General features: G+C 73.4%; 20 protein-coding genes. 7 read left to right on the top strand and 13 right to left on the bottom strand.

The window, feature by feature from the left end; all coding sequences use genetic code 11:
* Positions 1-184: 184 nt before the first annotated feature.
* The 9 genes from ACFYO5_RS37185 to rsmI form a co-directional block, all read right to left on the bottom strand.
* Positions 185-2425 carry a PQQ-binding-like beta-propeller repeat protein gene (locus ACFYO5_RS37185; RefSeq protein ID WP_388717992.1) on the bottom strand — a complete coding sequence of 747 codons (2241 nt, stop codon included), beginning with the start codon at positions 2423-2425 and terminating at the stop codon, positions 185-187.
* Positions 2426-2543: 118 nt separating this feature from the next.
* Positions 2544-4355, bottom strand: a complete 1812-nt coding sequence (locus ACFYO5_RS37190; RefSeq protein ID WP_388717995.1) for a PQQ-binding-like beta-propeller repeat protein — start codon at positions 4353-4355, stop codon at positions 2544-2546.
* 505 nt (positions 4356-4860) lie between these two features.
* The gene (locus ACFYO5_RS37195; protein ID WP_388717998.1) at positions 4861-6663 is read right to left on the bottom strand and encodes an ABC-F family ATP-binding cassette domain-containing protein; all 1803 of its coding nucleotides are present in this window, start codon (positions 6661-6663) and stop codon (positions 4861-4863) included.
* A gap of 119 nt (positions 6664-6782) precedes the next feature.
* Positions 6783-7685 (bottom strand): 4-(cytidine 5'-diphospho)-2-C-methyl-D-erythritol kinase, encoded by a 903-nt coding sequence (locus ACFYO5_RS37200; protein ID WP_388718001.1) that lies wholly within the window; start codon positions 7683-7685, stop codon positions 6783-6785.
* Positions 7682-8665: a 16S rRNA (adenine(1518)-N(6)/adenine(1519)-N(6))-dimethyltransferase RsmA gene (rsmA, locus tag ACFYO5_RS37205; RefSeq protein WP_388718004.1), complete on the bottom strand. Its 984-nt coding sequence runs from the start codon at positions 8663-8665 to the stop codon at positions 7682-7684. Before rsmA ends, ACFYO5_RS37200 begins: the two co-directional genes overlap by 4 nt.
* 806 nt (positions 8666-9471) lie before the next feature.
* Positions 9472-10866, bottom strand: a complete 1395-nt coding sequence (locus tag ACFYO5_RS37210) for a ubiquitin-like domain-containing protein (protein WP_388718007.1) — start codon at positions 10864-10866, stop codon at positions 9472-9474.
* Positions 10867-11170: 304 nt separating this feature from the next.
* The gene (locus ACFYO5_RS37215; RefSeq protein WP_356569910.1) at positions 11171-12049 is read right to left on the bottom strand and encodes a TatD family hydrolase; all 879 of its coding nucleotides are present in this window, start codon (positions 12047-12049) and stop codon (positions 11171-11173) included.
* Between the two features lie 58 nt (positions 12050-12107).
* Positions 12108-12566, bottom strand: a complete 459-nt coding sequence (locus ACFYO5_RS37220) for a hypothetical protein (protein ID WP_356569911.1) — start codon at positions 12564-12566, stop codon at positions 12108-12110.
* A 218-nt stretch (positions 12567-12784) separates the two neighbouring features.
* Positions 12785-13642 carry a 16S rRNA (cytidine(1402)-2'-O)-methyltransferase gene (rsmI, locus tag ACFYO5_RS37225; protein WP_388718011.1) on the bottom strand — a complete coding sequence of 286 codons (858 nt, stop codon included), beginning with the start codon at positions 13640-13642 and terminating at the stop codon, positions 12785-12787.
* Positions 13643-13705: 63 nt separating this feature from the next.
* On the opposite strand from rsmI, the gene ACFYO5_RS37230 reads away from it, so the two are divergent.
* The 3 genes from ACFYO5_RS37230 to ACFYO5_RS37240 all read left to right on the top strand — a co-directional run bounded on the left by ACFYO5_RS37230 (position 13706) and on the right by ACFYO5_RS37240 (position 19043).
* A complete protein-coding gene (locus ACFYO5_RS37230) occupies positions 13706-15457 on the top strand; it encodes a dolichyl-phosphate-mannose--protein mannosyltransferase (protein WP_388718014.1) in 1752 nt (583 codons plus the stop codon).
* A gap of 111 nt (positions 15458-15568) precedes the next feature.
* Complete coding sequence (locus ACFYO5_RS37235) at positions 15569-17197, top strand: penicillin-binding transpeptidase domain-containing protein (protein WP_388718017.1); 1629 nt, start codon at positions 15569-15571, stop codon at positions 17195-17197.
* Positions 17198-17375: 178 nt separating this feature from the next.
* Positions 17376-19043: a penicillin-binding transpeptidase domain-containing protein gene (locus tag ACFYO5_RS37240; RefSeq protein WP_388718020.1), complete on the top strand. Its 1668-nt coding sequence runs from the start codon at positions 17376-17378 to the stop codon at positions 19041-19043.
* Between the two features lie 160 nt (positions 19044-19203).
* Here the strand turns inward: ACFYO5_RS37240 and ACFYO5_RS37245 are convergent, their stop codons facing one another.
* Positions 19204-19560 carry an SsgA family sporulation/cell division regulator gene (locus tag ACFYO5_RS37245; RefSeq protein WP_388718022.1) on the bottom strand — a complete coding sequence of 119 codons (357 nt, stop codon included), beginning with the start codon at positions 19558-19560 and terminating at the stop codon, positions 19204-19206.
* 207 nt (positions 19561-19767) lie between these two features.
* Between ACFYO5_RS37245 and ACFYO5_RS37250 the strand changes: the two genes are divergently transcribed.
* The 4 genes from ACFYO5_RS37250 to ACFYO5_RS37265 all read left to right on the top strand — a co-directional run bounded on the left by ACFYO5_RS37250 (position 19768) and on the right by ACFYO5_RS37265 (position 23723).
* Positions 19768-20829, top strand: coding sequence for an energy-coupling factor ABC transporter permease (locus ACFYO5_RS37250; RefSeq protein WP_388718025.1), 1062 nt, complete (start codon positions 19768-19770; stop codon positions 20827-20829).
* A 1-nt stretch (position 20830) separates the two neighbouring features.
* Positions 20831-21592, top strand: a complete 762-nt coding sequence (gene cbiQ, locus ACFYO5_RS37255; protein ID WP_356569918.1) for a cobalt ECF transporter T component CbiQ — start codon at positions 20831-20833, stop codon at positions 21590-21592.
* On the top strand, positions 21580-22338 hold the full coding sequence (locus ACFYO5_RS37260; RefSeq protein ID WP_388718028.1) for an energy-coupling factor ABC transporter ATP-binding protein: 759 nt from the start codon (positions 21580-21582) through the stop codon (positions 22336-22338). Before cbiQ ends, ACFYO5_RS37260 begins: the two co-directional genes overlap by 13 nt.
* A gap of 218 nt (positions 22339-22556) precedes the next feature.
* On the top strand, positions 22557-23723 hold the full coding sequence (locus ACFYO5_RS37265) for a serine hydrolase domain-containing protein (protein ID WP_388718031.1): 1167 nt from the start codon (positions 22557-22559) through the stop codon (positions 23721-23723).
* 45 nt (positions 23724-23768) lie between these two features.
* On the opposite strand, the gene ACFYO5_RS37270 is transcribed toward ACFYO5_RS37265, so the two are convergent.
* The 3 genes from ACFYO5_RS37270 to ACFYO5_RS37280 all read right to left on the bottom strand — a co-directional run bounded on the left by ACFYO5_RS37270 (position 23769) and on the right by ACFYO5_RS37280 (position 25682).
* A complete protein-coding gene (locus ACFYO5_RS37270; RefSeq protein ID WP_388718034.1) occupies positions 23769-24044 on the bottom strand; it encodes a DUF1876 domain-containing protein in 276 nt (91 codons plus the stop codon).
* 172 nt (positions 24045-24216) lie between these two features.
* Positions 24217-25062: an EamA family transporter gene (locus ACFYO5_RS37275; protein ID WP_388718037.1), complete on the bottom strand. Its 846-nt coding sequence runs from the start codon at positions 25060-25062 to the stop codon at positions 24217-24219.
* Positions 25059-25682: a YbaK/EbsC family protein gene (locus ACFYO5_RS37280; RefSeq protein ID WP_388718040.1), complete on the bottom strand. Its 624-nt coding sequence runs from the start codon at positions 25680-25682 to the stop codon at positions 25059-25061. The genes ACFYO5_RS37275 and ACFYO5_RS37280 overlap by 4 nt, the downstream gene beginning before the upstream one ends.
* Between the last annotated feature and the right edge of the window lie 32 nt (positions 25683-25714).

Here is a 25714-nt window from a genome sequence, read left to right on the forward strand (position 1 = left end):
CGGCACCCCGTCCTTCATGCCCCCGGAAGCTACACGCTTGTTCGACGTCGCGCTCCCCCTACCGGCGAGAAGTGCCCCGGATCGCCGAATTCCCCGCACGCGGAGGTGACGAGCGGTACGTGCGACGGCCCCGCCCCCGGAACAGCTGAACGGGGACGGGGCCGTCGAGGCGGTGGCGCGACGGTCAGCCGCCGGTGCCGAACGCCAGCGCCAGGTACTCCTTGTCGCGTGAGCTGGAGCCGGAGGCGTACACCGCGGACATGTACAGGTGCCCCTGCGCGTAGATGATCTCGGAGTACTCGGGGAGCAGGCTGCTCTCCGCGTCCCGGACCGACTCCGTCGACGGGTTCGCCAGCAGCTTGGTCTGCTTGAACGTGCCGCCGTCGACGCTGACGACCTGTCCGCCCTCGTCGTAGGGCGGGCGCTTGTACGCGATGACGTTCTCGCCGTCCGTGCGCAGCGGCACCAGCGTGTAGCCGTCGCCGGCGTCGGCCCGCTGGCCGGTCTGCTTGCCGGTGGTCAGGTCGAAGGCGACGATCTCGTTGGTCCGGCTGTACTCACCGGTGCCGTCGTGCTCCTCCGTCGGGAGGTACAGCCGGTTCGGGCCGACCGCGATCCCGCTGCACTTCTCCAACTCGGTGATGCCGTCGCAGCGGGCCGCGAACTGCTCGCCCGGCGCGGAGATCCGGGTCAGCAGCTTGCCGGTCTTGTTGTCGAGGGAGAAGAAGTCGGAGATGCCGCTGCCGTCCTGGGCGCTGTCGCCGACGTCGGCGGCCACGACCAGCGGGTCCGTCGACACGACGCTCGCGTACTCGATGCCGGTCGCCATCTTGTACTCGGAGAGCACCTTCCCGGAGGCCGGGTCGATGGTCTGGATGTGCAGCTGGCGCGCGTCGTAGGAACCGCACTTGCGCACCGCGACCAGCTTCGCGCCGCCGCCGTATCCGGCGTCGTAGCAGGTGTCGGCCGCCTTCGGGGACCACAGCAGCTTGCCGGTGGTGATGTCGAAGGCGGAGCCGCCCTCGGTGGCGCCCAGCGCGACGGTGTTCGCGCTGACGGTGACGTTGTCGAAGGTGATCGGGGAGTCGCCGGACGGGACGGTCTTGCGCCACAGCTGCTTGCCCGCGTTGAGGTCGATCGCGGCGACCTCGCTGCAACCGGCCGAGGAGTCCTTGGCGGGCATCTTCGGCTGGAACACCACCGCCGTCCTGCCGTCCGCCGTCATCTTCCGGCTGGCCGTGCACACCGGGCCGGGCAGCTTGATCGTCCAGAGCTTCGTGCCCTTGTCGGGGTCGTAGCCGACGATCTCGGCGACGCCCGACTTCACGTACGCCTTCTCGGTCAGCCAGGAGCCGCTCACGACGACGCTGTCGTCCTTGGCGACCGCGGGCGACGGGATCTGGAAGAGGAGCTTGGAGGCCGGGTCGCCGGGCACCTTCTCCGTGCCGCCGGACGACGTCGTGCCGCCGGTGCCGCCCTTCTCGTCGCCGCCTCCGCCGGTCGTGCCGCCGCTGCTCGCGGTGTCGTCCTTCTTGCCGTCGTCACCGGAGTTCGCGTACCAGACGCCACCGCCGACGATCAGCGCGATCGCGACGACGGCCGAGACGATGATCGCGACCTGGGCGTTGCGTCTGCGGCCGCCGCCGGTGGGCTGCGACGGCATCGGCATGGTGGGCTGACCGGGGTGGCCCGGGTAGCCGGGCGTGGTCGGGTAACCCTGCGGAGCCGGATAGCCCTGCGGAGCCGGGTAGCCGGGTGTGGTCGGCTGACCGGGCTGCCCCGGGTAGCCGTACCCCGGCTGCCCGCCGTGCGGCGCCGGTGGCTGCGGGGCGTAGGGGGCCGGGGCGGGGGCCTGCTGGGCGTACGGGTTCGGCGCGCCGGGCCCGGCCTGGTGACCGGGATAGCCGTAACCGGGGCCGGTCGGCGGCTGGGGCGGCTGGCCGGGCTGGGCCGCCTGCGGATAGCCGTAACCGGGCGCTTGCGCCGGAGGCTGCGGCGGACCCGCGGGGGTCTGCGGGGGCTGGCCCGGATAGCCGTAACCGGCCTGCGGGGCAGGCTGCGGCGGACCCGCGGGGGCCTGAGGGGGCTGGCCCGGATAGCCGTAACCGGCCTGCGGGGCCTTGCTGAGCTGGGGTCCCGCCGGCGGGGCCGCGGGCGCGGCGGGGGGCGGGGGCTGCGGTGCCGCGGCGGGCGGCTGGGGAGCCGGCGTGCCGGAACCGGCCTGCGGCGGGGCGTCCTGCGGCTCCTCGGGAGCACCGGCGGTGTCCTGCGACGGAGGGCCGTCCTGGGGCGGCGTGTCCTGGGGTCGCTGGTCGCCAGGTTGCTGGTCCTGGGGCGCGCCGAAGGCGCCCTGCTGCTGCGGGGGCTGGTCCTCGGGGGTGCCCCGGGGCGGCTGGTTCGGCGGCGGAGGCGGCGGCTGGGTCATGGTGTGGGTACCTCGGGAGAACGCTGGGGAGGACGGGACCGGGGTTGCGGGACCGGTGGGACGCGGGAGGGCCGGGCGGCGGCGACGGCGCCGCGCGCTCCGGCCGGAGTCACTCGCCTCACTTGCCGTAGGCGAGCATCAGCTTCTCCTTCGCGTCGTCGTTGCCCGCGAGCCGGGTGGTGGAGATGTAGAAGCGGCCGTCCGCCCAGGCGAGGTCGCGGGAGAAGAAGCTGTCCTCGAGGTCGATCGTGCTCTCCGGCATCTGGAGCAGCGTCGACGGCGTGTGCGTGGAACCGGCGGTCGGGATCGACACGACCCGGCCGGCCGTGTCGTACGACGGCTCCACGTAGGCGACGAGGTTGCCGCCCTCGACGGTCACCGGCAGCATCGACTCGTCCGCCGGGGACTTCACGCGCCACTTCTCCTTGCCGGTGGCGAGGTCGAGCGCGACGATCTCGTTGGCGCCGGTGGTCGCCTCGGTGGGCAGGTAGAGGGTGTTGGCGTCGGCGGCCGTGCCCTCGCAGCCGGTGAGGTTGCGCTGGAGGATCGCCCAGCCGCACTCGGGGGCGAAGTCCTCGTCGACGCCGACCTGCGAACGGAACGTGCCGTCCGGCTTGAGCGTCGAGATGTTCCAGGCGTTCTTGTCCTTGTTGGTGCTGTAGATGACGAGCGGGTCCATGGAGTACGCGCGCGCCACGGTCCAGCCCTTGTCGAACTTCTGGGTCCACTTGACCTTGCCGGTCGCCGGGTCCAGCTCCTGCACCTCGTCGTGCTCGTTGGCGTCGGTCGCGTCGCAGGAGGCCACGGAGATCAGCTTCGCGCCGCCCGCGAAGGCGCTCGGGAAGCAGGCGTCGCCGTACTTCTTCTTCTCCCACAGCTTCTTGCCGGTGTTCACGTCGTACGCGGTGCCCGACTGCGAACGGCCCACCATCAGCGTGTTGCCCGTGACGGACAGTTCGACGGTGATGGCGCTGTCGAACAGCGCGCCGTCGGCGACCGTGCCCGTCCAGCCCTTGGCCCCGGTGTTGAGGTCGATCTGCTGGAGCTGGTTGCACTTGGCGCGGTCGCTCGCGCCGTTCATGTACGCCACGACGATCTTGTCGGTCGCCGTCTTCTGCGGGGTGACCGCGCAGACCTTCTGCGGCAGGGCGATGGTGTCCCAGGCGGGCTTGCCGTCACCGACGCCGTACCCGACGACCTCCTTGTACGCGGCCTTCACCGCGGTCTTGGAGGTGACCCACATGCCGGGGGCCTCGGCGCCGGAGGCGGGGGCGTCGGGCGCCTCCTTGTACCAGAGCACCTTGGCCTCGCCGCTCTTGCGGTCGGCGTTGAAGTCCTCGGGGTCCTCGCCGCCGTCGCCGCTGCCGTCACCGGGGTTGACGGGGCTGTCGCTCGCCGACGGCTTGCCGTCGTCGCTCGGTCCGGCGACCGGCTTCTTCTCCCCGCCGCCGCCGTCATCGCCGGTGACCGCGAACACCGTCCCGCCGATCACCAGCAGCGCCGCCACCGCGGCCCCGACGACCAGCGCCGGCTTTCCCTTGAACGGGTTGCGGGAACCGGGCTGCGGGGTGCCGGGAGCACCGGGGAACTGGGGCGGCGGGTAGCCGTAGCCGGGCTGCTGCCCGTAGGGACCGACCGGCTGGCCGTACGGTCCCGGCTGCTGCGGCTGCCCGTACGGGCCCGGTGCGCCCGGTGCGCCGTAGGGGCCGCCCGGCTGGGCGTACGGCCCCGGCTGCGGGGGCTGTTGCTGCTGCGGAGGCTGCTGCGGGTAGCCGTAACCCGGGTGCGGAGCCTGCGGCGGCTGGCCGGGCGGGCCCTGCGGCGGCTGGGCCGGCATCTGCGGCGCGCCGAAGCCACCACCCTGCGGCGGCTGGTCCTGCGGTGCTCCGAAACCACCCTGCGGCGGCTGTTGGTTGGGCGGCTGAGTCATCAGCGTCTCCCCCTCGCTCACTGATTTTTAGCCACGCCCTGAGGCTCGTGACGGACCCGGATTCATGCTCAGAAAGTTGTCGGACGGCTCTTTCTATCACCCGGGACCGACAGCGACGGGGCCCGCGTCCACCCCTGTTCCCAAGGGAGGACCGGGCCGTGATGCCGCCGTTACGCGCCTTCACGCCCCCTTCACGCGGCGCGTGCGCCGTCACCGCGCGCCGGGGCGTGTTCACGGTTGCGTGCCCCGCGCCCGCGGAGTCGCCCGCATCCCGCTACCCGCGCGTTTCGGTCACGTCTGCGGGTTCACACCGGTGGGTGCGCGCCGATACAGGTGGGCAACCACCGGCACGCACCCACCGGTTCACTCCGGGCCGGTTCACCCCGGCCGGTTCACCCCGGCCGGTTCACCCCGGCCGGTCAACTTCGGCCGGTTCACCCCGACCGGTCAACTCCGGCCGGTTCACCCCGACCGGTCAACTCCGGCCGGTTCACCCCCGACCGGTTCACGCGTCCTCGGCCAGCTCCAGCCAGCGCATCTCGAGTTCCTCGCGCTCCCCGGCCAACCGGCGCAGCTCGGTGTCGAGTTCGGCGACCTTCCCGAAGTCGGTGGCGTTGTCGGCGATCTGCGCGTGCAGCTTGGCCTCCTTGTCGGAGACGCGGTCCAACTGACGCTCGATCTTCTGGAGTTCCTTCTTCGCGGCGCGCTGGTCGGCGGCGCTCCGCTCCGGCACCGCCTTCTGCGCGGCGGGCACCGCGGCGGCCGCGGCCTCCTCCATGCGCAGGCGGCGCTCCAGGTACTCGTCGATGCCGCGCGGCAGCATGCGCAGGGCGGAGTCGCCGAGGAGGGCGAAGACGCGGTCCGTGGTCCGCTCGACGAAGAAGCGGTCGTGGGAGATGACGATCATCGAGCCGGGCCAGCCGTCGAGGAGGTCCTCCAGCTGGGTGAGGGTCTCGATGTCGAGGTCGTTGGTGGGCTCGTCGAGGAAGAGGACGTTGGGCTCGTCCATCAGCAGCCGCAGGATCTGGAGGCGGCGGCGCTCACCGCCGGACAGGTCGCCGACCGGCGTCCACTGCTTCTCCTTGCCGAAGCCGAACGTCTCGCACAGCTGCCCGGCGGTCATCTCGCGGCCCTTGCCGAGGTCGACGCGCTCGCGCACCTGCTGGACGGCCTCCAGGACGCGCAGGCTCGGGTCGAGTTCGGCGACCTCCTGGGAGAGGTAGGCGAGCTTGACGGTGCGGCCCACGACGACCTTGCCGGCGGCCGGCTGGGCCTCGCCCTCGGTGCGGGCGGCGTCGGCCATGGCGCGCAGCAGGGACGTCTTGCCGGCGCCGTTGACGCCGACGAGGCCGATGCGGTCGCCGGGGCCGAGCTGCCAGGTGACGTGTTCGAGCAGCACCTTGGGGCCGGCCTGGACGGTCACGTCCTCCAGGTCGAAGACGGTTTTGCCGAGGCGCGACGACGCGAACTTCATCAGCTCGCCGCTGTCCCGCGGCGGCGGCACGTCCGCGATCAGCTCGTTGGCGGCCTCGACCCGGAAGCGCGGCTTGGACGTCCGCGCGGGCGCCCCGCGCCGCAGCCAGGCCAGCTCCTTGCGGACCAGGTTCTGCCGCTTGACCTCCTCGGTCGCGGCGATCCGCTCCCGCTCGGCGCGCGCGAAGACGTAGTCGGAGTAGCCGCCCTCGTACTCGTGGACGGCGCCGCGCTGCACGTCCCACATGCGGGTGCACACCTGGTCCAGGAACCAGCGGTCGTGGGTGACGCAGACGAGCGCGGAGCGGCGCTCGCGCAGGTGCTTGGCGAGCCAGGCGATGCCCTCGACGTCGAGGTGGTTGGTCGGCTCGTCCAGGACGATCAGATCCTGCTCGTCGATCAGCAGCTTGGCGAGCGCGATACGGCGCCGCTCACCGCCCGACAGCGGTCCGATGACGGTGTCCAGGCCCTGCGGGAAGCCGGGCAGGTCGAGCCCGCCGAAGAGTCCCGTCAGGACGTCGCGGATCTTGGAGTTGCCGGCCCACTCGTGGTCGGCCATGTCGCGGATGACCTCGTGGCGGACGGTGGCGGCGGGGTCCAGGGAGTCGTGCTGCGTGAGCACGGCCATGCGCAGCCCGCCGGAGTGCGTGACCCGGCCGGTGTCCGCCTCCTCCAGCTTGGCGAGCATACGGATCAGGGTGGTCTTGCCGTCGCCGTTGCGACCCACGACACCGATCCTGTCCCCTTCGGACACGCCGAGCGAGACACCGTCGAGCAGCGCACGGGTTCCGTACACCTTGCTGACGTTCTCGACATTGACCAGGTTGACGGCCATTTTTCTCCTGACAGGGGGATCGGTCAGCCACCCAGCCTAATGGGCGCGGGTCGGTGGCCGACGCCCTCGCGGGTCGGCTCCCCACCGCGGGGAACCGCTTCGTACTCGGCGGGAGGCGCTCAGAGCGCGGTGACGACCGTGGCTCCCGGAGCCGGCCCGGACGCCGTCCGCACGCTCCCGCAGGTGCCGGAGGCCCGCAGCGCCTGCGCGATCCTCTCCGCGGCGTCGGGGTCGCGCGCCAGGAACGCGGTGGTGGGGCCCGAACCCGAGACGAGGCTGGTGAGCGCGCCGGCCTCCTCCCCCGCCGCGAGGGTGCGGGCGAGGTCCGGGAAGAGCGACAGGGTGGCGGGCTGGAGGTCGTTGGAGACGGCGGCCGCGAGCGCGTCGGGGTCGCCCTTGCCGAGGGCGTCGAGGAGCGCGCGCGAGGCGACCGGTTCGGGGAGGTCGCGGCCCTCGGCGAGGCGGTCGAACTCGCGGAACACGGCAGGGGTCGACAGGCCGCGCCCGGCCGTCGCGAACACCCAGTGGAAGGTTCCGCCCACCTCCAGCGCGGTCAGCTGCTCGCCCCGCCCGACACCGAGGGCGGCACCGCCGACCAGGCTGAACGGCACGTCGCTGCCCAACTCGGCGCAGATTTCCAGGAGTTCCTCGCGGGACGCGCCGGTGCCCCAGAGCGTGTCGCAGGCCAGGAGGGCGCCCGCGCCGTCCGCGCTGCCGCCCGCCATGCCGCCCGCGACGGGGATGTCCTTGGCGATGTGCAGATGCACGTCCGGGCTGCGGCCGTGGCGCTCGGCGAGCGCGATCGCCGCGCGCGCGGCCAGGTTGGTGCGGTCCAGGGGGACGTGGGCGGCGTCCGGGCCCTCGCAGGTCACGCGCAGCTCCTGGGCCGGGGCGACGGTGACCTCGTCGTACAGGCCGACCGCCAGGAAGACGTTCGCCAGGTCGTGGAAGCCGTCGGGGCGGGCGGCGCCGACCGCGAGCTGGACGTTGACCTTGGCGGGCACGCGGACGGTGACGCTCACTCGGAGTCCTTCTCGCGCTGTGCGAAAGCCCGCTGACCGGAGTCCTGCTGCACGGGGTCGGGCTGCACGGGGTCGGACTCTTCCGGGTCAAGCTGCACGGGGTCGGGCTGCTCCGGGTCGGGCTGCCTGTGCTCGGCGATCCGCGCGAACTCCTCGACCGTCAGGGCCTCGCCGCGGGCCTGCGGGGAGACACCCGCGGCCACCAGCGCGGCCTCGGCCGCCGCCGCGGAACCGGCCCACCCGGCGAGCGCCGCCCGCAGCGTCTTGCGCCGCTGGGCGAACGCCGCGTCGACGACGGCGAACACCTCGCGCCGGGAAGCGGTCGTCCTGACCGGCTCGGCCCTGCGGACGAGGGAGACGAGGCCGCTGTCGACGTTGGGCGCGGGCCAGAAGACATTGCGGCCGATCGCGCCCGCCCGCCTGACCTCGGCGTACCAGTTGGCCTTCACGGACGGCACGCCGTACACCTTCGAGCCGGGAGCGGCGGCGAGACGGTCGGCCACCTCCGACTGCACCATCACGAGGGTGCGCTCGATGCTCGGGAAGGTACCGAGCATGTGCAGCAGCACGGGCACGGCGACGTTGTACGGCAGGTTCGCCACCAGGGCGGTGGGGGCGGGACCCGGCAGCTCGGTCACGTGCATGGCGTCGGAGTGCACCAGCGCGAAGCGGTCCGCGCGAAGCGGCATGCGGGCGGTGATCGTCGCGGGCAGGGCGCTCGCCAGCACGTCGTCGATCTCCACGGCCGTGACGCGGTCGGCGACCTCCAGCAGCGCGAGGGTGAGGGAACCGAGGCCCGGCCCCACCTCCACGACCACGTCCTCGGGGCGCACCTGCGCGGTGCGGACGATACGGCGGACCGTGTTCGCGTCGATCACGAAGTTCTGGCCACGCTGCTTGGTGGGCCGCACGCCGAGGGCTGCCGCGAGTTCGCGGATGTCGGCGGGGCCCAGGAGGGCGTCGGGGGTGGGGCTCGTCACGGGACAAGGGTACGGGGGCGTGGGGGCGGGGGTGTCCCGGGTGAGCCGGGCGGGGGCGGCGGCGAGTGGGGCGGGGGGGCGACTGCGAGTCGGGCGGAGCGGCGGCGAGTCGGGCGGGGGCGGGTCGCCGGGCGCGGGTGGGCGGTGCGCCGGGCGTGGGTGGGCGGTCACCCGGTGCGGGCGCTGGACGGAGGATCGTGCGGCCCGGCGCTTACGGGGTGCCGCCCGCGCCCACCCGCACCACCTCGCGCGGCCCGGATTGGCGCGGGCCGGGCAGGTGGGCCGGTGGCCGCGGGCTGGGCAGGTGGCCGATGCCCGCAGGCTGGGCGGGCGGGCAGTTGGCCGGTGGCTAGGCACGTGGCCGGTGCCCGCAGAATGGGCGGCGCGCAGGCCGGTGGCCGCAGGCAGGGCACATGGGCAGGTGGCCCGCAGGCTGGGGGCCGTGGGCACTGGGCCGGTGACTGGGCGGGCGGGCCGGTGACCGGTGCCCGGAGGGTGGGCGGGTGGGCCGGTGGCCGCGGGCCGGGCAGGTCGGATCGGTGGCCGGTGCCCGCTGGCTGGGCACGTGGCCGATGGCTGGGCACGTGGCCGGTGCCCGCAGATTGGGCGCGCAGGCCGGTGGCCGCAGGCAGGGCACGGGGACAGGTTGCCCGCAGGCTGGACCGTGGGCAGGTTGCCCGCAGGATGGGCCACGTGGGCCGTGGGCACGTGGTCCGGTGGCCGGTGCCGGTGGCCGCAGGCTGGGCGCGTGGGCCGATGGCCGCGGGTCTGGCGGGCCAGGTCGCCGCAGGCGCCCGGTGGTGGTGTCAGTTCTGGAGCTGAGGGCCGCAGTGGGGCCACGGAGTGGTGCCCCGGCGGGTGTAGAGCTTCTTGGCCCGGAAGGTCTGTTCGGAGGCCGGGGCGTCCTGGGGGCGGCCGGTGCCGCCGAGGCGGTGCCAGGTGTGGGTGTCGAACTGGTAGAGGCCGCCGTAGGTGCCCGAGGGGTCCACGGCGTCCGGGCGGCCGCCGGACTCGCAGGCCGCCAGCGCCTGCCAGTCGAGGTGATCGGCCCCCCGGACCGAGGTCGGCAGGGGCGTCGTACCGACCTTGACGACCTGCGTGCGTGGCTCACGCACGATCTCGGTCCTGACGCGTCTCGGCCTCTGGCGGACGCCGTTGACGGTGCGCAGGCTGTACGTGATCCGCAGCAGCCCCGGCTGACCGGCCCGCGCCACGACCTCCGTGCCCCGGAACAGCGTGGCGTCCTCGGTGCGCCGCACCAGGAACGGGATCGCCTCCTCCCGGACCTCCTTCGCGCCGGTGATCCGCAGGACGGTGATCGTCTGGCCGTCGCGCGGAAAGCTGCCGGGCGCGACGGACGTGGTGTCCTGGCCGCGCAGCGTGATGCCGGCCTCCTCGACGGCCTCGCGCACGGTCGCCGCGTTGGTGCGGACGGTGCGGGCCCGGCCGTCGGCCATGACCGTCACGGCGCGTTCGGTACGGACGTCGAGCGCCAGCCCCTCGCGTCCGATGCGCTGGGAGCGCGAGAGGGAGAGGTACGCGCCCTCCGCCCGCACCCCGAACTCCCTGAGCGCCCCCTCCACGGTGTGGGCCGTCGTCCACACCTCGCGCCGCCGGCCGTCGAGCGTGAGCCGGACGGGCCGGCCGTAGCGCACGGCGATCTCGTCGCCGTTGTCGAGGGCCGTGCCGGGGGCGGGCGCCACCACGTCGTGCGGCCCCACCGGCACGCCCTCCTGCGCGAGCAGCTCGCCCACGTCGTCGGCGAAGGTGTGCAGGGTGCGCGGCTTGCCGTCGACGGTCAGCTCGACCGCCTTGTCCTCGGCGACGAAGGCGGTCGTGCCACCCGCGAGGAACGCGACGACCAGCGCCTGGGGCAGCAGCGGCAGCAGGCGGCGCATCGGGGAGTCCGAGCGCTCGGACTCGCGCGTCCTGCGCCGGCGTGCGGCCCGGCCGTCCGCCTGGCGGGGCAGCGCCGCCTCGGCCGCCTCGGCCGGCACGGGCGGCCGGGGCGCCTCGTAGGCGGGCCGGTACGTGTCCTCGTACCCTCCGGGCGGCGTGTCCTGGTGCCAGGGCGCCGCGTGCACCCCGTACGCCAGGGTCTGCGCGTTGTGGACGTCGACGTAGGTGTCGTCGGCGCCGTGGGCGAGGGGCTCGGGGTGGTGTGCGTACTGCGCGTCCCACAGGTGGTGCACGTTGCTCACGCCGACACGCTCCAGGGGTCCTGGGGTCCGGAGGGGTCCGGATCGGGCCCCCAGAACCTAGCGGAGCGACCGTCACTCTCCAAAGCGACGCGGCTACCGAGAGTGGTGTTCGGGTGGGATGCCGAACACAGGTCCGGGGCGGGTCGATGACCGGGGGCGCTGGTCAGTGACCGAGGCGCGGAGCCGGTCGCCGGCCGAAGGCGCGGACCGGGTCAGTGACCGAGGCCCGAGCCGGTCGCCGGCCGAAGGCGCGGACCGGGTCAGTGACCGAGGCCCGAGCCGGTCGCCGGCCGAAGGCGCGTGGTCAGTAGCCGAAGGCGCGGGCCGTGTTGGCGGCCAGGGCGCCCGCCAGGTCGTCCTCGTCGATGCCGCGTACCGCCGCCATGGCGCGGACCGTGACCGGGACGAGATAGGGGGCGTTGGGTCGTCCGCGGTAGGGCGCCGGGGTGAGGAAGGGCGCGTCGGTCTCGACGAGGACCAGCTCCAGCGGGGCGACGGCGAGGGCGTCGCGCAGGTGCTGGGCGTTCTTGAAGGTGACGTTGCCGGCGAAGGACATGAAGTACCCGGCGCGGGCGCAGGTCTCCGCCATGTCGGCGTCGCCGGAGTAGCAGTGGAAGACCGTCCGCTCCGGGGCGCCCTCCTCCTCGAGCACGCGCAGCACGTCCGCGTGGGCGTCGCGGTCGTGGATGACGAGGGCCTTGCCGTGCCGCTTGGCGATCTCGATGTGGGCGCGGAACGAACGCTCCTGCGCGTCCTTGCCCTCGGGGCCGGTGCGGAAGTAATCCAGCCCCGTCTCGCCGACGCCCTTGACCTGGGGGAGCGCGGCGAGGCGGTCGATCTCGGCGAGCGCCTCGTCGAGCGCCCCGGCGCCTCCGGCCTCGCGCGCCCCCTTGCGGGACCAGCCGTCGGGGTCGCCGTGGACGATGCGGGGGGCCTCGTTGGGGTGCAGGGCCACCGCCGCGTGGACGCTGTCGTACGCCGCCGCCGTCTCGGCCGCCCAGCGGGAGCCGGCGACGTCGCAGCCGACCTGGACGACCGTCGTCACCCCGACCGACGCGGCTTTCGCGAGCCCCTCCCGGACGGTGCCGGACTGCATGTCGAGGTGGGTGTGGGAGTCGGCGACCGGGATCCGCAGGGGGGCCGGGAGCGGCGGCGCCGCGTTCTTGTCGGCGTTCGAAGGCATGCGCCGATCCTACGGAAGGGACACGCCCCCACGTCGGGGGCCGGTGGGCCCCTCGGGCTCAGCTGGCCCGGCGCTGGAAGGGGTGCAGGAGGTCGGACAGGTGCCAGTGGTGCTGCTCGTGGGAGTCCGGGAGTGCCGCGTCCGTCGGGCGCCGTGCCGCGGCCACCGGCGCCTCCACCGGTCCGGCCGGGGGCGCCGGGCGGGGGCGGGCCGCGCTCAGCGCGGAGGAGACCTGGCCGGCCCGCATGATGCGTACGAGATGCCCGTCGCAGTTCTGGCAGGCGGGCCGGCTCAGCGGTGACGGCACGAGCCGTCCGTCCGCCACGTACCGGACGAACTCGTGCCCCTCCCCGTCCCTGTGGTGCTCGATCTCGTACGCCTGTTCCCAGGCGTGCCCGCAGCGCATGCAGGCGAAGGAGTACGACTCCCGCACGACGGGTATCCCCGCACCGCGCGGGCCGGTCCGCCCGGTGTCCGGTCCCGCGATCTGCCCCGCGATCTCGCTGATCTCGCTCATGCCGGCTCCTCTGGTCCACTGGACGCCAGGGACGCACCGTCCCTGGCGTCCAGTGGACCGCTCCGCCGGGGCGCGCGCAGCCGACCTGTCGAGTGTTGGACCCGATTTGGGCGTTCCTTGCCGAAGCGGGACGCGAGGCGACTCGTGGGCTTTGCCGTCGACGACACTTCTTTACCGCCTGGTGGGAATAGCTCCCGGCAGGCGGCCGGGAGCGCCTCTCAGCCCGCGGCGTTCTTCGCCGCGACGACCGCGTCGAAGACCTGCCGTTTGGGCACCCCGGTCTCCGTCGCCACCGCCGCGATCGCCTCCTTGCGGCGCTCGCCGGCCTCCTCGCGCACCCGCACCCGCCGGACCAGTTCGGTCGCGTCCAGTTCGCCGGGGTCGCGCTCGGGCGCCCCGGTGACGACGACGGTGATCTCACCGCGCACGCCCTCCGCGGCCCACTCGGCCAGCTCCCCCAGCGGGCCGCGCCGGACCTCCTCGTACGTCTTGGTCAGTTCGCGGCAGACGGCGGCCCGCCGGTCGGTGCCGAACACCTCGGCCATCGCGGCGAGGGTGTCGTCCAGCCGGTGCGGGGCCTCGAAGTACACGAGGGTGCGGCGCTCCTCGGCGACCTCCCGCAGCCGGGACAGCCGCTCCCCCGCCTTGCGCGGCAGGAAGCCCTCGAAGCAGAAGCGGTCGACGGGCAGGCCGGACAGCGCCAGCGCGGTGAGGACCGCGGACGGGCCGGGTACGGCGGTGACCCGGATGTCCTTCTCCACGGCCGCGGCGACCAGCCGGTAGCCGGGGTCGGAGACGGACGGCATCCCGGCGTCGGTGACGAGGAGCACGCGGGCGCCGCCGAGCAGGTGCTCGACCAGCTCGGGGGTGCGGGCGGACTCGTTGCCCTCGAAGTAGGAGACGACACGCCCCTTGGGCGTCACGCCGAGCGCCTGCGTGAGCCGGCGCAGCCGGCGGGTGTCCTCGGCGGCGATGACGTCGGCGCCGGCCAACTCCTCCGCGAGCCGGGGCGGGGCGTCCGCGATGTCCCCGATGGGGGTGCCGGCAAGGACCAGGGTTCCGGGTGCGACTGTCACGTTTCCATCCTCGCAGGGGAGCGGACACGGGACTCCCACAGCCCTGTTCCCTACGATGGCGCGGTGACCAGTACCGCGTCCTCCACGGACTCCACGGACTACCGGCAGGCCCAGGCACCGCAGGACCGGCGGCCGGGGTGGCCGTCGCGGCTGCGCCGGTTCGGCCATGCGGCGGAGCCGGGCGGTGACGTCCGTGAGCGGCTGGTGCCGCCGTTCGCCGAACCCGGTCCCCGGCTCTGGCAGGCGCTCGGCGTGCCCGCCGGGCTCGCGGACCGGATCACCCGCTGGTCGGGCTGGCTGGGTCCGCTGCTGGTCACGCTGGTGGCGGGCGTGCTGCGGTTCTGGAACCTGGGCAGCCCGAGGAAGGTGATATTCGACGAGACGTACTACGCCAAGGACGCCTGGGCGCTCGTCCACCGCGGCTTCGAGGTCAACTGGGACAAGAACGCCAACGACCTCATCCTCAACAGCGGCGGCCATGTCACGATCCCCACGGACGCGGCGTACGTGGTGCATCCGCCGGTCGGCAAGTTCGTCATCGGGCTGGGCGAGCTGGTCTTCGGGTTCACTCCGTTCGGCTGGCGGTTCATGACGGCGCTGCTGGGGACCCTGTCGGTCTTCCTGCTGTGCCGGATCGGGCGCCGCCTCTTCCGCTCCACGTTCCTCGGCTGTCTGGCGGGCGCGCTGATGGCGGTGGACGGACTGCACTTCGTGATGAGCCGCACCGCGCTGCTCGACGGGGTGCTGATGTTCTTCGTGCTGGCGACGTTCGGCTGCCTGCTCGTCGACCGGGACAAGGCGCGCGCGAGGCTGGCCGCAGCGCTGCCTCCGGACGCGGACGGCCGGTACCGCCCGGACGCGCGCATCGCCGAGACGACGCGGCTGGGCCTGCGCCCGTGGCGCTGGGCGGCGGGCGTGACGCTGGGGCTGGCGATCGGCACGAAGTGGAACGGCCTGTACATCATGGTCGCGTTCTGCCTGATGACGGTGGTGTGGGACGTCGCCGCGCGCCGGGTGGCCGGTGCGCGGCACCCCTACCGGGTGGTGCTGAAGCGGGACACGGGCCTGGCGTTCCTGGCCACCGTGCCGGTCGCGCTGGTCACCTACCTGGTGTCGTGGACGGGCTGGATCCTCTCCTCGGACACCGGCTCGGGCGGCTACTACCGCAACTGGGCGGCCACCGACGGCAAGGGCGGCAGCTGGACCTGGCTGTTCCCGGACTGGCTGCGCAGCCTGTGGCACTACGAGCACGAGGTGTACGAGTTCCACACCCACCTGACCTCGCCGCACACCTACCAGTCCAACCCGTGGAGCTGGCTGGTCCTGGGCCGTCCGGTGTCGTACTTCTACGAGTCCCCGGCGCCCGGCACGGACGGCTGTCCGCTGGACGCGGGGGAGAAGTGCGCGCGGGAGGTCCTGGCGATCGGCACGCCGATGCTGTGGTGGGCGGCCTGCTTCGCGGTGCTGTTCGTGCTGTGGCGCTGGTTCTTCCGCCGCGACTGGCGGGCGGGCGCGATCGCGTGCGGCATCGCGGCCGGCTACCTGCCGTGGTTCCTGTACCAGGAGCGCACGATCTTCCTCTTCTACGCCGTCGTCTTCCTGCCGTTCCTGTGTCTGGCGGTGGCGATGATGGTCGGGGCGCTGGTCGGCCGGCCGGGGTCGAGCGACACCCGGCGCGTGGTGGGCGCGACGGGCGCGGGCGTCCTGGTGCTGCTGATCGCCTGGAACTTCATCTATTTCTGGCCCCTGTACACGGGGACCGCCATCCCGATCGACGACTGGCGTTCACGTATGTGGTTGGACACCTGGGTCTAACGATTCCGGCAACTTCTGCCCCGTAGGCCCCTCTTCCGCTTACTGTGAGCCTGAGGGGGACTTTCTGAACGTGTTCAGAAGTTCGGGAAGAGGTCGACGGGGAGGGTGACCATGCGCAAGGGGGCCAAGGCGGCGATCGTCGGATCGGTGTTCGTCGTCATGGTGGGCGGCGCCGGGTACGGCGCCTTCAACATCGTGCACGCGCTGACCGGCGGCGGCGCACCGGGATCGACCGGGCCCGCGCCCGTGAAGACCGGGCCGCCCAGCGCCGCCGAGGTGAAGGACACCAGCGCCGCGTTCTTCGCGGCCTGGGAGAAGGGGCGGGGGGCGAGCGCGGCGGCCCTCACCAACAACGCCGGGAAGGCGGAGCCGCTGCTCACCTCGTACGGCCGGGCCGCGCACATCACCGGTGTGAGGATCACGCCGGGTGCGCCGGCCGGGGCCACCGTGCCGTTCTCGGTGAAGGCCACGGTGTCCTACGAGGGGAAGTCCGAGCCGCTCGCCTACCGCAGCCGGCTGACCGTGGTGCGCGGGTTGACCACCGGCAGGGCGTTGGTGGACTGGCAGCCGTCGGTCGTCCATCCCGGACTCACGCACATGGACGACACGCTCGTCACGGGCGAGTCGACGACACCGCCGATCGAGGCCGTGGACCGCGACGGCAAGGTCCTGACGAAGCAGCGGTACCCCTCGCTCGGGCCGATCCTGGACGAACTGCGCGCCAAGTACGGCGACAGGGCGGGCGGCACGGCCGGCGTCGAACTGGTGATCCACCACGCGGCCCCCGACTCCGCCGACACCCCGCTGCTGACTCTGTCCGAGGGCAGGGCGGGCCGGCTGCCCACCACGCTGCGGGCGAGCGCGCAGGCGGCCGCCGAAAGGGCGGTCCTGAAGTACGGCGAGTCGTCGGTGGTGGCCGTCCAGCCGAGCAGCGGTGAGGTGCTGGCCGTCGCGAACAACCGCAACGACGGCTGGAACGCGGCCTTCCTCGGGGAAGTGGCGCCCGGCTCCACCATGAAGATCGTCAGCGCCGCCACCCTGATCGACAACGGCATCACCGAAGCGAGCGGCCCCGCCCCCTGCCCGTCCGAAGCGACCTGGCAGAGCCAGACCTTCCACAACATCGAGAAGATGCCCCCGGACGAGGACGCGACCCTCTCCGAGAGCTTCGCGCGCTCCTGCAACACGGCCTTCGTGAAGTACGCGGACGAGGTGAAGGTCGACTCGCTGACCGACGAGGCGAAGGACCGGTTCGGGATCGGCCTCGACTGGCAGACCGGCATCCCCTCCTTCGACGGTTCCGTCCCCGCCTCCGGCGGCCCGGACACCGCGGCCGCCCTGATCGGCCAGGGCCAGGTCCAGATGAACCCGCTGACCATGGCGTCGGTGACGGCGACCGCGACGACGGGCGCCTTCCGGCAGCCGGTCATCGTGCCGCGAAGCCTGGACGACCGGGAACTCGCCCACGCGCGCGGGCTGCCGGCGAGCACGGTGGAGCAGCTCCGCGCCATGATGAACCGCACCGCGACCAGCGGCACCGCCGCCGGTGTGATGTCCGGCCTGAGCGGCCGGATCGGCGCGAAGACCGGCTCCGCGGAGGTCGACGGGAACGCGCGGTCCGACAGCTGGTTCACCGGCTACCGGGGCGATGTGGCCGCCGCGGCCATGGTCCAGGACGGCGGTCACGGCATCGACGCGGCCGGCCCGATCGTGGCGGCCGTCCTGCGGTCGGGCGCCTGAACGCGACCCGTGGGACGTGGCTGACGCCACAGGTGACGTCACCCCACCGGCGGGGACTCTAGGCTGGGCGCCGTCGTTGGTGTCGGTGAGGACGACTCCCGCGGTCGGTGGGGGCGACTCACCCAGCGGACACAGTGGGGCGGGGCGGCCCCCCGTAGAACACGGAGGATCGCGGGCAGTGGGCAAGAGAAGGCGCGTCGCCGAGCGACGGAGCAAGCGGCCGGCCGTGGTCGGCGCCATGGTCGCCGTCGTCGTCGCCGGCGCGGGCCTCGGCGGCTACGCGCTGTACGGCGGCGGCGGCGCGGCGGCGGACGACGGTTCGGCCACGGCGAAGAAGCCGGCGGTCAGGACCGGCCCCCTGTCCGCCACCGAGGTCACCACGGCGGCCCGGGCCTTCCTGACGGCCTGGCAACAGGGCAAGGTCGCCGACGCCGCCGCGGTCACCGACGACCCGGCCGCCGCCACCGCCCTGCTCACCGGCTACACCAAGGACGCCCGCATCACCGGCGCCACGCTCACGGCCGGCACGCGCGCGGGGGACAAGGTCCCCTTCGCCGTGAAGGGCACGGTCGGCTTCGGCAGAACCAGCAAGCCGGTGGCGTACGACAGCGCGCTGACCGTCGTGCGGCGGGCCGAGGACGGCAAGCCGCTCGTCGACTGGCACGCGTCGGTGGTGCACCCCGAGCTGGCCGACGGGGACACCCTGGTGACCGGCGAGGCCGGCGATCCGCCGGTCAAGGCGCTCGACCGCGACGGCGGTGAGCTGACCGCGAAGAAGTACCCCTCGCTGGGCACCGTCCTGGACGGACTGCGCGAGAAGTACGGCAAGAAGGCCGGCGGCACGGCGGGGGTCGAGCTGCGGGTGGTGCGCGGCAAGGCGTCGAAGGCGAAGAAGTCCTCCGACAAGACGCTGCTGGAGCTGAGCGAGGGCACGCCCGGCACCGTCAGGACGACCTTGAGCCCGTCCCTGCAGGCCGCCGCGGAGAAGCAGGTCGCCGGCGCCGCGCGGGCGTCGGTCGTGGTGACCCGCGCCTCCACGGGCGAGATCCTCGCGGTCGCCAACAGCAACCCCCACTTCAACACGGCGTTCCAGGGTTCGCTGGCGCCCGGCTCCACCATGAAGGTCATCACCTCCTCGCTGCTCATCGAGAAGAACCTGGCGTCGGCGGACAAGGCGCATCCGTGCCCGAAGTACTTCACCTACGGCGGCTGGAAGTTCCAGAACGACGACAAGTTCGAGATCAAGGGCGGCACGTTCAAGGCGAGCTTCGCGCGCTCCTGCAACACGGCCTTCATCAGCCAGGCGGGCAAGCTCGACGACGACAGCCTGACCAGGCAGGCCCAGCAGGTCTTCGGCCTCTCGCTGAACAACTGGGCGATCGGCGTGCCGACCTTCGACGGCGCGGTGCCGGTCCAGTCGGCCGCCCAGAAGGCGGCGGAGCTGATCGGTCAGGGCGGGGTGCGGATGAACCCGCTGAACATGGCGTCGGTCGCGGCCACGGTGAAGTCGGGCAGCTTCCACCAGCCGTACCTGGTCGCCCCGTCCGTCGACGGCCGCGCCCTGGCGAAGGCCTCGCGCACGATGTCCTCGGACACCCTGTCGCAGCTGCGGGAGCTGATGAACTACACGGCCGCGTACGGCACGGCCGCCGAGCCGATGGCCGGGCTCGGCCCGGACTACGGCGCCAAGACGGGCTCCGCCGAGGTCGACGGGCAGAAGCAGCCCAACGGCTGGTTCACCGCCTACCGCGGTGACCTGGCGGCGGCGGGTGTGGTCCAGCAGGGCGGCCACGGCAGCGAGTCGGCGGGCCCGATCGTGGCGGCGCTGCTGAAGGCCGGGGGCTGACGGCGCCGTCGAAGGCGGACGACCTGCGGCGCTGCCGGAGGCCGGGAACCGACGGCAACGCTGAAGTCCGGAAGCCGACGGCAACGCTGAAGTCCGGAAGCCGGCGGCAACGCCGGAGGCCGGGAACCCGCGGCAACGCTGAAGGCCGGAAGCCGGCAGGTCAGTTGGGGACGGGCTGGGCCGTGGCCGTGTAGGTGCTGCGCAGGAAGCGCAGGAGGGTCTTGGACTCGAACTGCACGACCGAGACGCCCTGCGAGGAGTGGAACTCGACGATGGCCTGGACCCGTCCGCAGGGCCACACGCGGACCTCTCCGCTGCCGGCCGGGGCGCGCAGGCCCTGTTCGAGGAGGGCGCGGGCGATGGTCCACTCGTGGGTGCCGGGGAGCCCGACCCGGACGGTGCGCGGGTCGTCCTCGGGGTCGTAGCGCAGGACGACGGGCACGGCGGTCTGTTCCTCCTCGACCAGATCCGCGTCCGTGACGATGTGGGCTCGCGCGTACTGCTCGACTACAGACATCGACCGCCCTCTCACGCTGCGTGACCTGTGCGGAATCTGTGCGTCCACTGCCTTACCAATGTCGCATATTTTCCGGGTCCCGCCCTCCCGGACGGGCGTATCTCACCTGTGCGATACACGGGCCTCTCCCTCCGGGCCGCGCGCGGGTTCGCGCACCGACCGACTCGCTGTTGCAAGCCATTCGCATTAAGCCACTATCATCGAACGGTGCACGTACCCGACGGATTCATCAACGCCCCGACCTCCGCCGTGACCGGAGTCGTCGCCGCGGCCGCCATCGCCGTGAGCCTGCGCGGGGCACGCCGCGAACTCGACGAACGCACGGCGCCACTGGCCGGTCTGGTGGCCGCCTTCATCTTCGCCGTACAGATGCTCAACTTCCCCGTCGCGGCCGGAACAAGCGGCCACCTACTCGGCGGCGCGCTGGCGGCGATACTCGTGGGCCCCTTCACCGGGGTCCTGTGCGTGTCCGTGGTCCTGCTGATGCAGGGCATCCTCTTCGCCGACGGCGGCCTGACCGCGCTCGGCGTGAACATCACCGACATGGCGGTCGTGACCACGGTGGTGGCCTACGCCGTCTTCCGCGGGCTGCTGAAGGTGCTGCCGCGCACCCGCCGCTCCCTCACCGCCGCCTCCTTCGTCGCCGCGCTGCTGTCGGTCCCGGCGGCGGCCCTCGCCTTCACGCTGATGTACGCGATCGGCGGCACCACCGACGTGGCCATCGGCAAGGTGGCCACCGCGATGGTCGGCGTGCACGTGCTGATCGGCGTCGGCGAGGCCGCGATCACCGCGCTGACGGTCGGCGCCGTCATCGCCGTACGGCCGGATCTCGTGTACGGGGCGCAGGGGTTGCGGCAGAGGCTCCAGCTGCGGGTGCACGGTGAACTCGTCGACGTGCCCGCCGCCGGACAGGCTGCGCCGCCGGCGCCCGTCGCGGCGCGCACCTCGCGCCGCACGCTGTGGGTGACCGGCCTGGTCACCTCCCTCGTCCTGGCCGGTTTCGTCAGCTTCTACGCCTCCTCGAACCCGGACGGCCTGGAGAAGGTCGCCGCGGACAAGGGCATCGACCAGAAGGCCGAGGAGCACGCCGTCTCCGACTCCCCGCTCGCCGACTACGGCGTCAAGGACGTCACCGACGCCCGGCTGTCCGGCGGACTCGCGGGCGTCATCGGCGTCGGCGTGACCGTCGTCGCGGGCAGCACCGTGTTCTGGGCGGTGCGCCGCCGCCGCGACGCCGACCCGTCGCCGACGGCCGTCGAGAACGTCTGACATGGGCGCCGGGCACGCGCACAGGCTCTACCGGCACGGGCACTCGCCCGTGCACGCCCTGCCCCCGCACACCAAACTCGCCGCCTCGTTCGCCTTCGTCGTGGTCGTGGTCTCGACCCCGCGGGAGGCGATGTGGGCGTTCGGCCTGTACGCCCTCCTGCTCGGCGCCGTCGCCTTCCACGCGCGCGTGCCGGCCGGTTTCCTGCTGAAGCGGCTGCTGATCGAGGTGCCGTTCGTCGCCTTCGCCGTGCTGATGCCGTTCGTCGCCGAGGGCGAGCGGGTGGACGTCCTCGGACTGTCCCTCAGCGTCAACGGACTGTGGGGCGCCTGGAACGTGCTCGCCAAGGGCACCCTCGGCGTCGCCGCCTCCGTCCTGCTCGCCTCCACCACCGAACTGCGCGAACTCCTCCTCGGCCTCCAGCGCCTCAGGCTGCCGCCGCTGCTCGTCCAGATCGCCTCCTTCATGATCCGCTACGGCGACGTCATCGCCGACGAGATGCGGCGCATGAGGATCGCGCGGGAGTCCCGCGGGTTCGAGGCGAGCGGCGTCAAGCACTGGGGCGTCCTCGCCAAGTCCGCGGGCGCCCTGTTCATCCGCTCCTACGAACGCGGGGAGCGCGTGCACCTGGCCATGGTCAGCCGGGGTTACGCCGGTTCCATGCCGGTGATCGACGAGGTGACCGCCTCGCGCGCGCAGTGGTCGCACGCGCTGACCCTGCCGTTCGCCGCCCTCGTCGTCTGCGTGTTGGGATGGGCCCTGTGACTGCTTCCCTCGAGGTCTCGGGCCTCGCCTTCGCCTACCCCGACGGCCACCAGGCGCTGTTCGGCGTGGACTTCTCGATCGGGCGCGGGGAGCGGGTGGCGCTGCTCGGGCCGAACGGCGCCGGCAAGACCACCCTCGTGCTGCACCTCAACGGCATCCTGACCGGCGGCGCCGGCACGGTGACGGTCGCCGGGCTGCCCGTCGGCAAGCGCCACATGGCGGAGATCCGGCGCAGGGTCGGCATCGTCTTCCAGGACCCCGACGACCAGCTGTTCATGCCGACCGTGCGGGAGGACGTGGCGTTCGGCCCCGCGGCGGCCGGGCTGCGGGGCGCGGAGCTGGAGGAGCGCGTGGACCGGGCGCTCGAGCAGGTCGGCATGGCCGGGTTCAAGGAGCGGCCGCCGCACCACCTGTCCTTCGGGCAGCGCCGCCGGGTCGCCGTCGCGACGGTGCTGGCGATGGAGCCGGAGATCCTCGTCCTGGACGAGCCCTCCTCCAACCTCGATCCCGCCTCGCGCCGCGAACTCGCCGACATCCTGCGCTCCCTCGACGTCACCGTCCTCATGGTCACCCACGACCTGCCGTACGCCCTGGAGCTGTGCCCGCGCTCCATGATCCTCAGCGAGGGCGTGATCGCGGCGGACGGGCGCACGGCCGACCTGCTCGCCGACGACGCCCTGATGCGCGCGCACCGCCTGGAGCTGCCGTTCGGCTTCGACCCGCGCTCCGTGACCATGGGCGCGTGACGCCTACGCGCGTGCCCCCTCAGGGGATTCGCCGAAGTCGGTGCACGGGGCGCACCGGGGGCGCCGGGTGCGCCGGGTGTGGCGGTACGCGCACGCCACGCGCTCCAGCCGCGACTACATCGACGTAACGATCCCGCCGGGTGGGCCCGCCCCAGGAATCGTCGCCGCCGCGGGGGCGTTCTCCCACGGTCGTAGGTGAGCCGAGAGGATGTACGCACGTGGATGTGCACGGCACGGTGGCCGCCGGCTTCGAGCCGGTCCGGGAGGCGTTCGCCCGCAACTTCGAGGCGCTCGGGGAGCGGGGAGCGGCCGTCGCCGTCTACCGGGACGGGCGAAAGGTCGTCGACCTGTGGGGCGGCAGCCGGGACGTCGACGGCGGGGCGCCCTGGGAACCGGGCACCGCGCAGATCGTGCGCTCCGCGACGAAGGGCGTCGCCGCCGCCGTACCGCTGATGCTGTGGCAGCGCGGAGAGCTGGACCTGGACGCGCCGGTGGGGGCGTACTGGCCGGAGTTCAAGGCGGCCGGCAAGGACCGGACGCTCGTGCGGGACCTGCTCGCGCACCGCGCGGGCGTGCCCGTGCTGGACCGGCCGCTGACGCCCGCCGAGGCCGCCGACCCCGATCTCGGCGCCGCGGCGGTCGCCGGGCAGGCACCGGTGTGGCGGCCGGGCACGGACCACGGCTACCACGCGCAGACCTACGGCTGGCTGATCGGCGAGCTGGTACGACGGGTCACCGGGCGGCCGATCGGCGCCTGGATCGCCGAGGAGATCGCCGGACCGGCCGGAGCCGACCTGTGGCTCGGCCTGCCGGAGCGCGAGCGGGCGCGCGTGGGACGCGTGGGGCAGACCGAGGCGCCCGCGCAGCCGGGTGCGCTGCGCACGCGGCCCAAGCGCGCGGTCGCCGACGCGTACGCCGACCCCGACTCGCTCACCCGCCGCGCCTTCGCCGCGATCACCCCGCTGCCCGACGAGAACGACCCCGCGTACCGGGCGGCGGCCCTGCCCGCCTCCAACGGCATCGCCACGGCCGACGGACTGGCCCGCTTCTACGCGTCGCTGATCGGCGAGCCCGACGGCGGCCGCCGCCTCTTCGCCCCGGAGACGGTGCGGATCGCGCGCGAGGAGCGGTCGGCCGGGGCGGACCGGGTGCTCGTCGTGAACACCCGCTTCGGCCTCGGCCACATGCTGCACGGCGCCGCCTCGCCGCTGCTGTCCCCCGCCTCCTTCGGCCACCCCGGCCGCGGCGGCCCCCTCGGCTTCGCCGACCCGGAGTCGGGCATCGCCTTCGGCTACGTCACCAACGGCTTCCGCTCCAGCGTGACGGCGGATCCCCGCGCGCAGGCGTTGGTCCGTGCCGTACGGACGGCCACGACCGCCGGCTGACCGCGCGGAAGGGATTCCCCTCCCCCCGCTCACCCGTCCACTCGCTCACACGTGGATCGGGTGCGAGGTCCTCCCCGACGCGTCGTCGATCTCCCTGTGAGCCTTGGTCAGCAGTTGCATGGCGATCTCGTTCAGGGCACGGGCGCCGGCGATCTCCTCGCCGACCCGTGGCTGGTTGGGGTCGACCCGGTGGCGGCTGGCGTGCCCGTGCGCCCGGATCTCGCTCCCGTCGGGCAATCTGACCAGCGCGACCGCCCGGGTCTGCTGATCGTCCTCCTGGAACTGCAGCTCGACATGCCAACCCACTGTGGTGTGCGTCATGACGATCACCTCCGGAACGTCTGCTTCCAGGGTGCTCCTCGACGCGCCCGGCCGCACCCAATCGGCCGGAGCGCGGTGGGGTTCGGTGCTCACCGTCGGCGGTGACGCCGCTGAGCCGCCACCGGACGACGTCGTCGGCGGGCCGCGACGCAGGCGTACTCTCTCGTCGTCCTCACCCCGTGTGCAGCATCAGGCCGATACCCACCATGAGCAGGGCCGCGGCGGCGACGCGCGGGGCGCCGAAACGTTCCTTGAAGAAGATCGCGCCGATCGCCGCGCCGACGATGATCGACGACTCGCGCAGGGCGGAGATCGGGGCCAGTTCGGCCCGGGTCTGGGCCCACAGGACGAGGGTGTAGGCGGTGACCGAGAGCGCCGCGCCCAGGAGGCCGAGGGCGGCGTGGGGGCGGAGGGCGGCCAGGGCCGCGCCGCGTCGGCGGGTGGCGGCGTACAGGGGCAGGACCGTGCCCTGGACCGCCATCAGCCAGGCTGTGTAGCCGAGGGACGAGCCGGACGCGCGGACGCCGAGGCCGTCGACGACCGTGTACGCGGCGATGGTCAGGCCGGTCGCCAGCGCCGCGCCGATCGCCGCCCAGTCGGGGCGCCGTCCGCGCAGGCCCCACAGGGCCACGCCGGTGAGCCCCGCGCAGGACACGGCGATCCCGGCCGCGGCCCAGCCGTCGGGCACCTCGTGCGCGAAGGCGGCGGCCAGGACGGTGACGACGAGGGGCGCCGAGCCGCGCGCGATCGGGTACGCCTGCCCGAAGTCCCCGAGCTGGAACGACCGCATCAGCAGCGCGTAGTAGGCGATGTGGATCACGGCCGAGACCAGCAGGTACGGCCATGCGGCCGCCGCGGGGAACGCCACGAACGGCGCCGCCGCGAGGCCGATGAGCAGCCCGCCGCCCGAGATCAGGGTGAAGCCGGTGAGCTTGTCGGTGATCCGGTGGGCGATCGCGTTCCAGCTGGCGTGCGTGACCGCCGCGAGCAGCACGGCCGCGGTGACCAGTGGCGTCACGCGGTGCGCTCGCGCACGTCCACGATGTCGGCGCCGGCGTGTTCGACGAGCGCCTCGGGCGTCATGGGGAACACGGTGTGCGGGGTTCCGGCCGCCGCCCACACCACGTCATGCGCCAGCAGGTTCCGGTCGGCGAGGACCCGGGTGCGGGTACGGTGCCCGAACGGTGGCACGCCCCCGATGGCGTACCCGGTCGTCTCCCGTACGACGTCGGCGGCGGCCCGCGTCACCTTGTGGGCCCCGAGGTGCTTCCGCACCAGCTCGACGTCGACACGGGACGCCCCGTCCATCAGCACCAGCACCGGCACCCCGTCCGCCGCGAAGATCAGCGACTTGCAGATCCGGCTCGGATCGCACCCGATCGCGGCGGCGGCCTCGGCGGCGGTACGGACCGCGTCGGGGAAGCGGCGGACGCGGGGGTGCAGCTCGGCCAGGCCGAGGGCGTCCAGGGCCGCGGCGAAACGGGGGTGGGCCGCGGAGGTCGTGGCGGTCACGGAGGTGGTGGAGTTCTCGGAGGCCGTGGGGTTCCCGGCGGCCGTGGGGCTTCCGGAGGCCGTGGGGTTCCCGGGCTCGGCGGCGTTCCCGGGCTCGTCGGCGTCAGTGGCGGCTGTCGTCGTCATGCACGGCACGGTAGCGGTGCGCGCGCAGGCCG

The organism is Streptomyces sp. NPDC006259 (assembly GCF_042870975.1).
GTDB lineage: Bacteria > Actinomycetota > Actinomycetes > Streptomycetales > Streptomycetaceae > Streptomyces.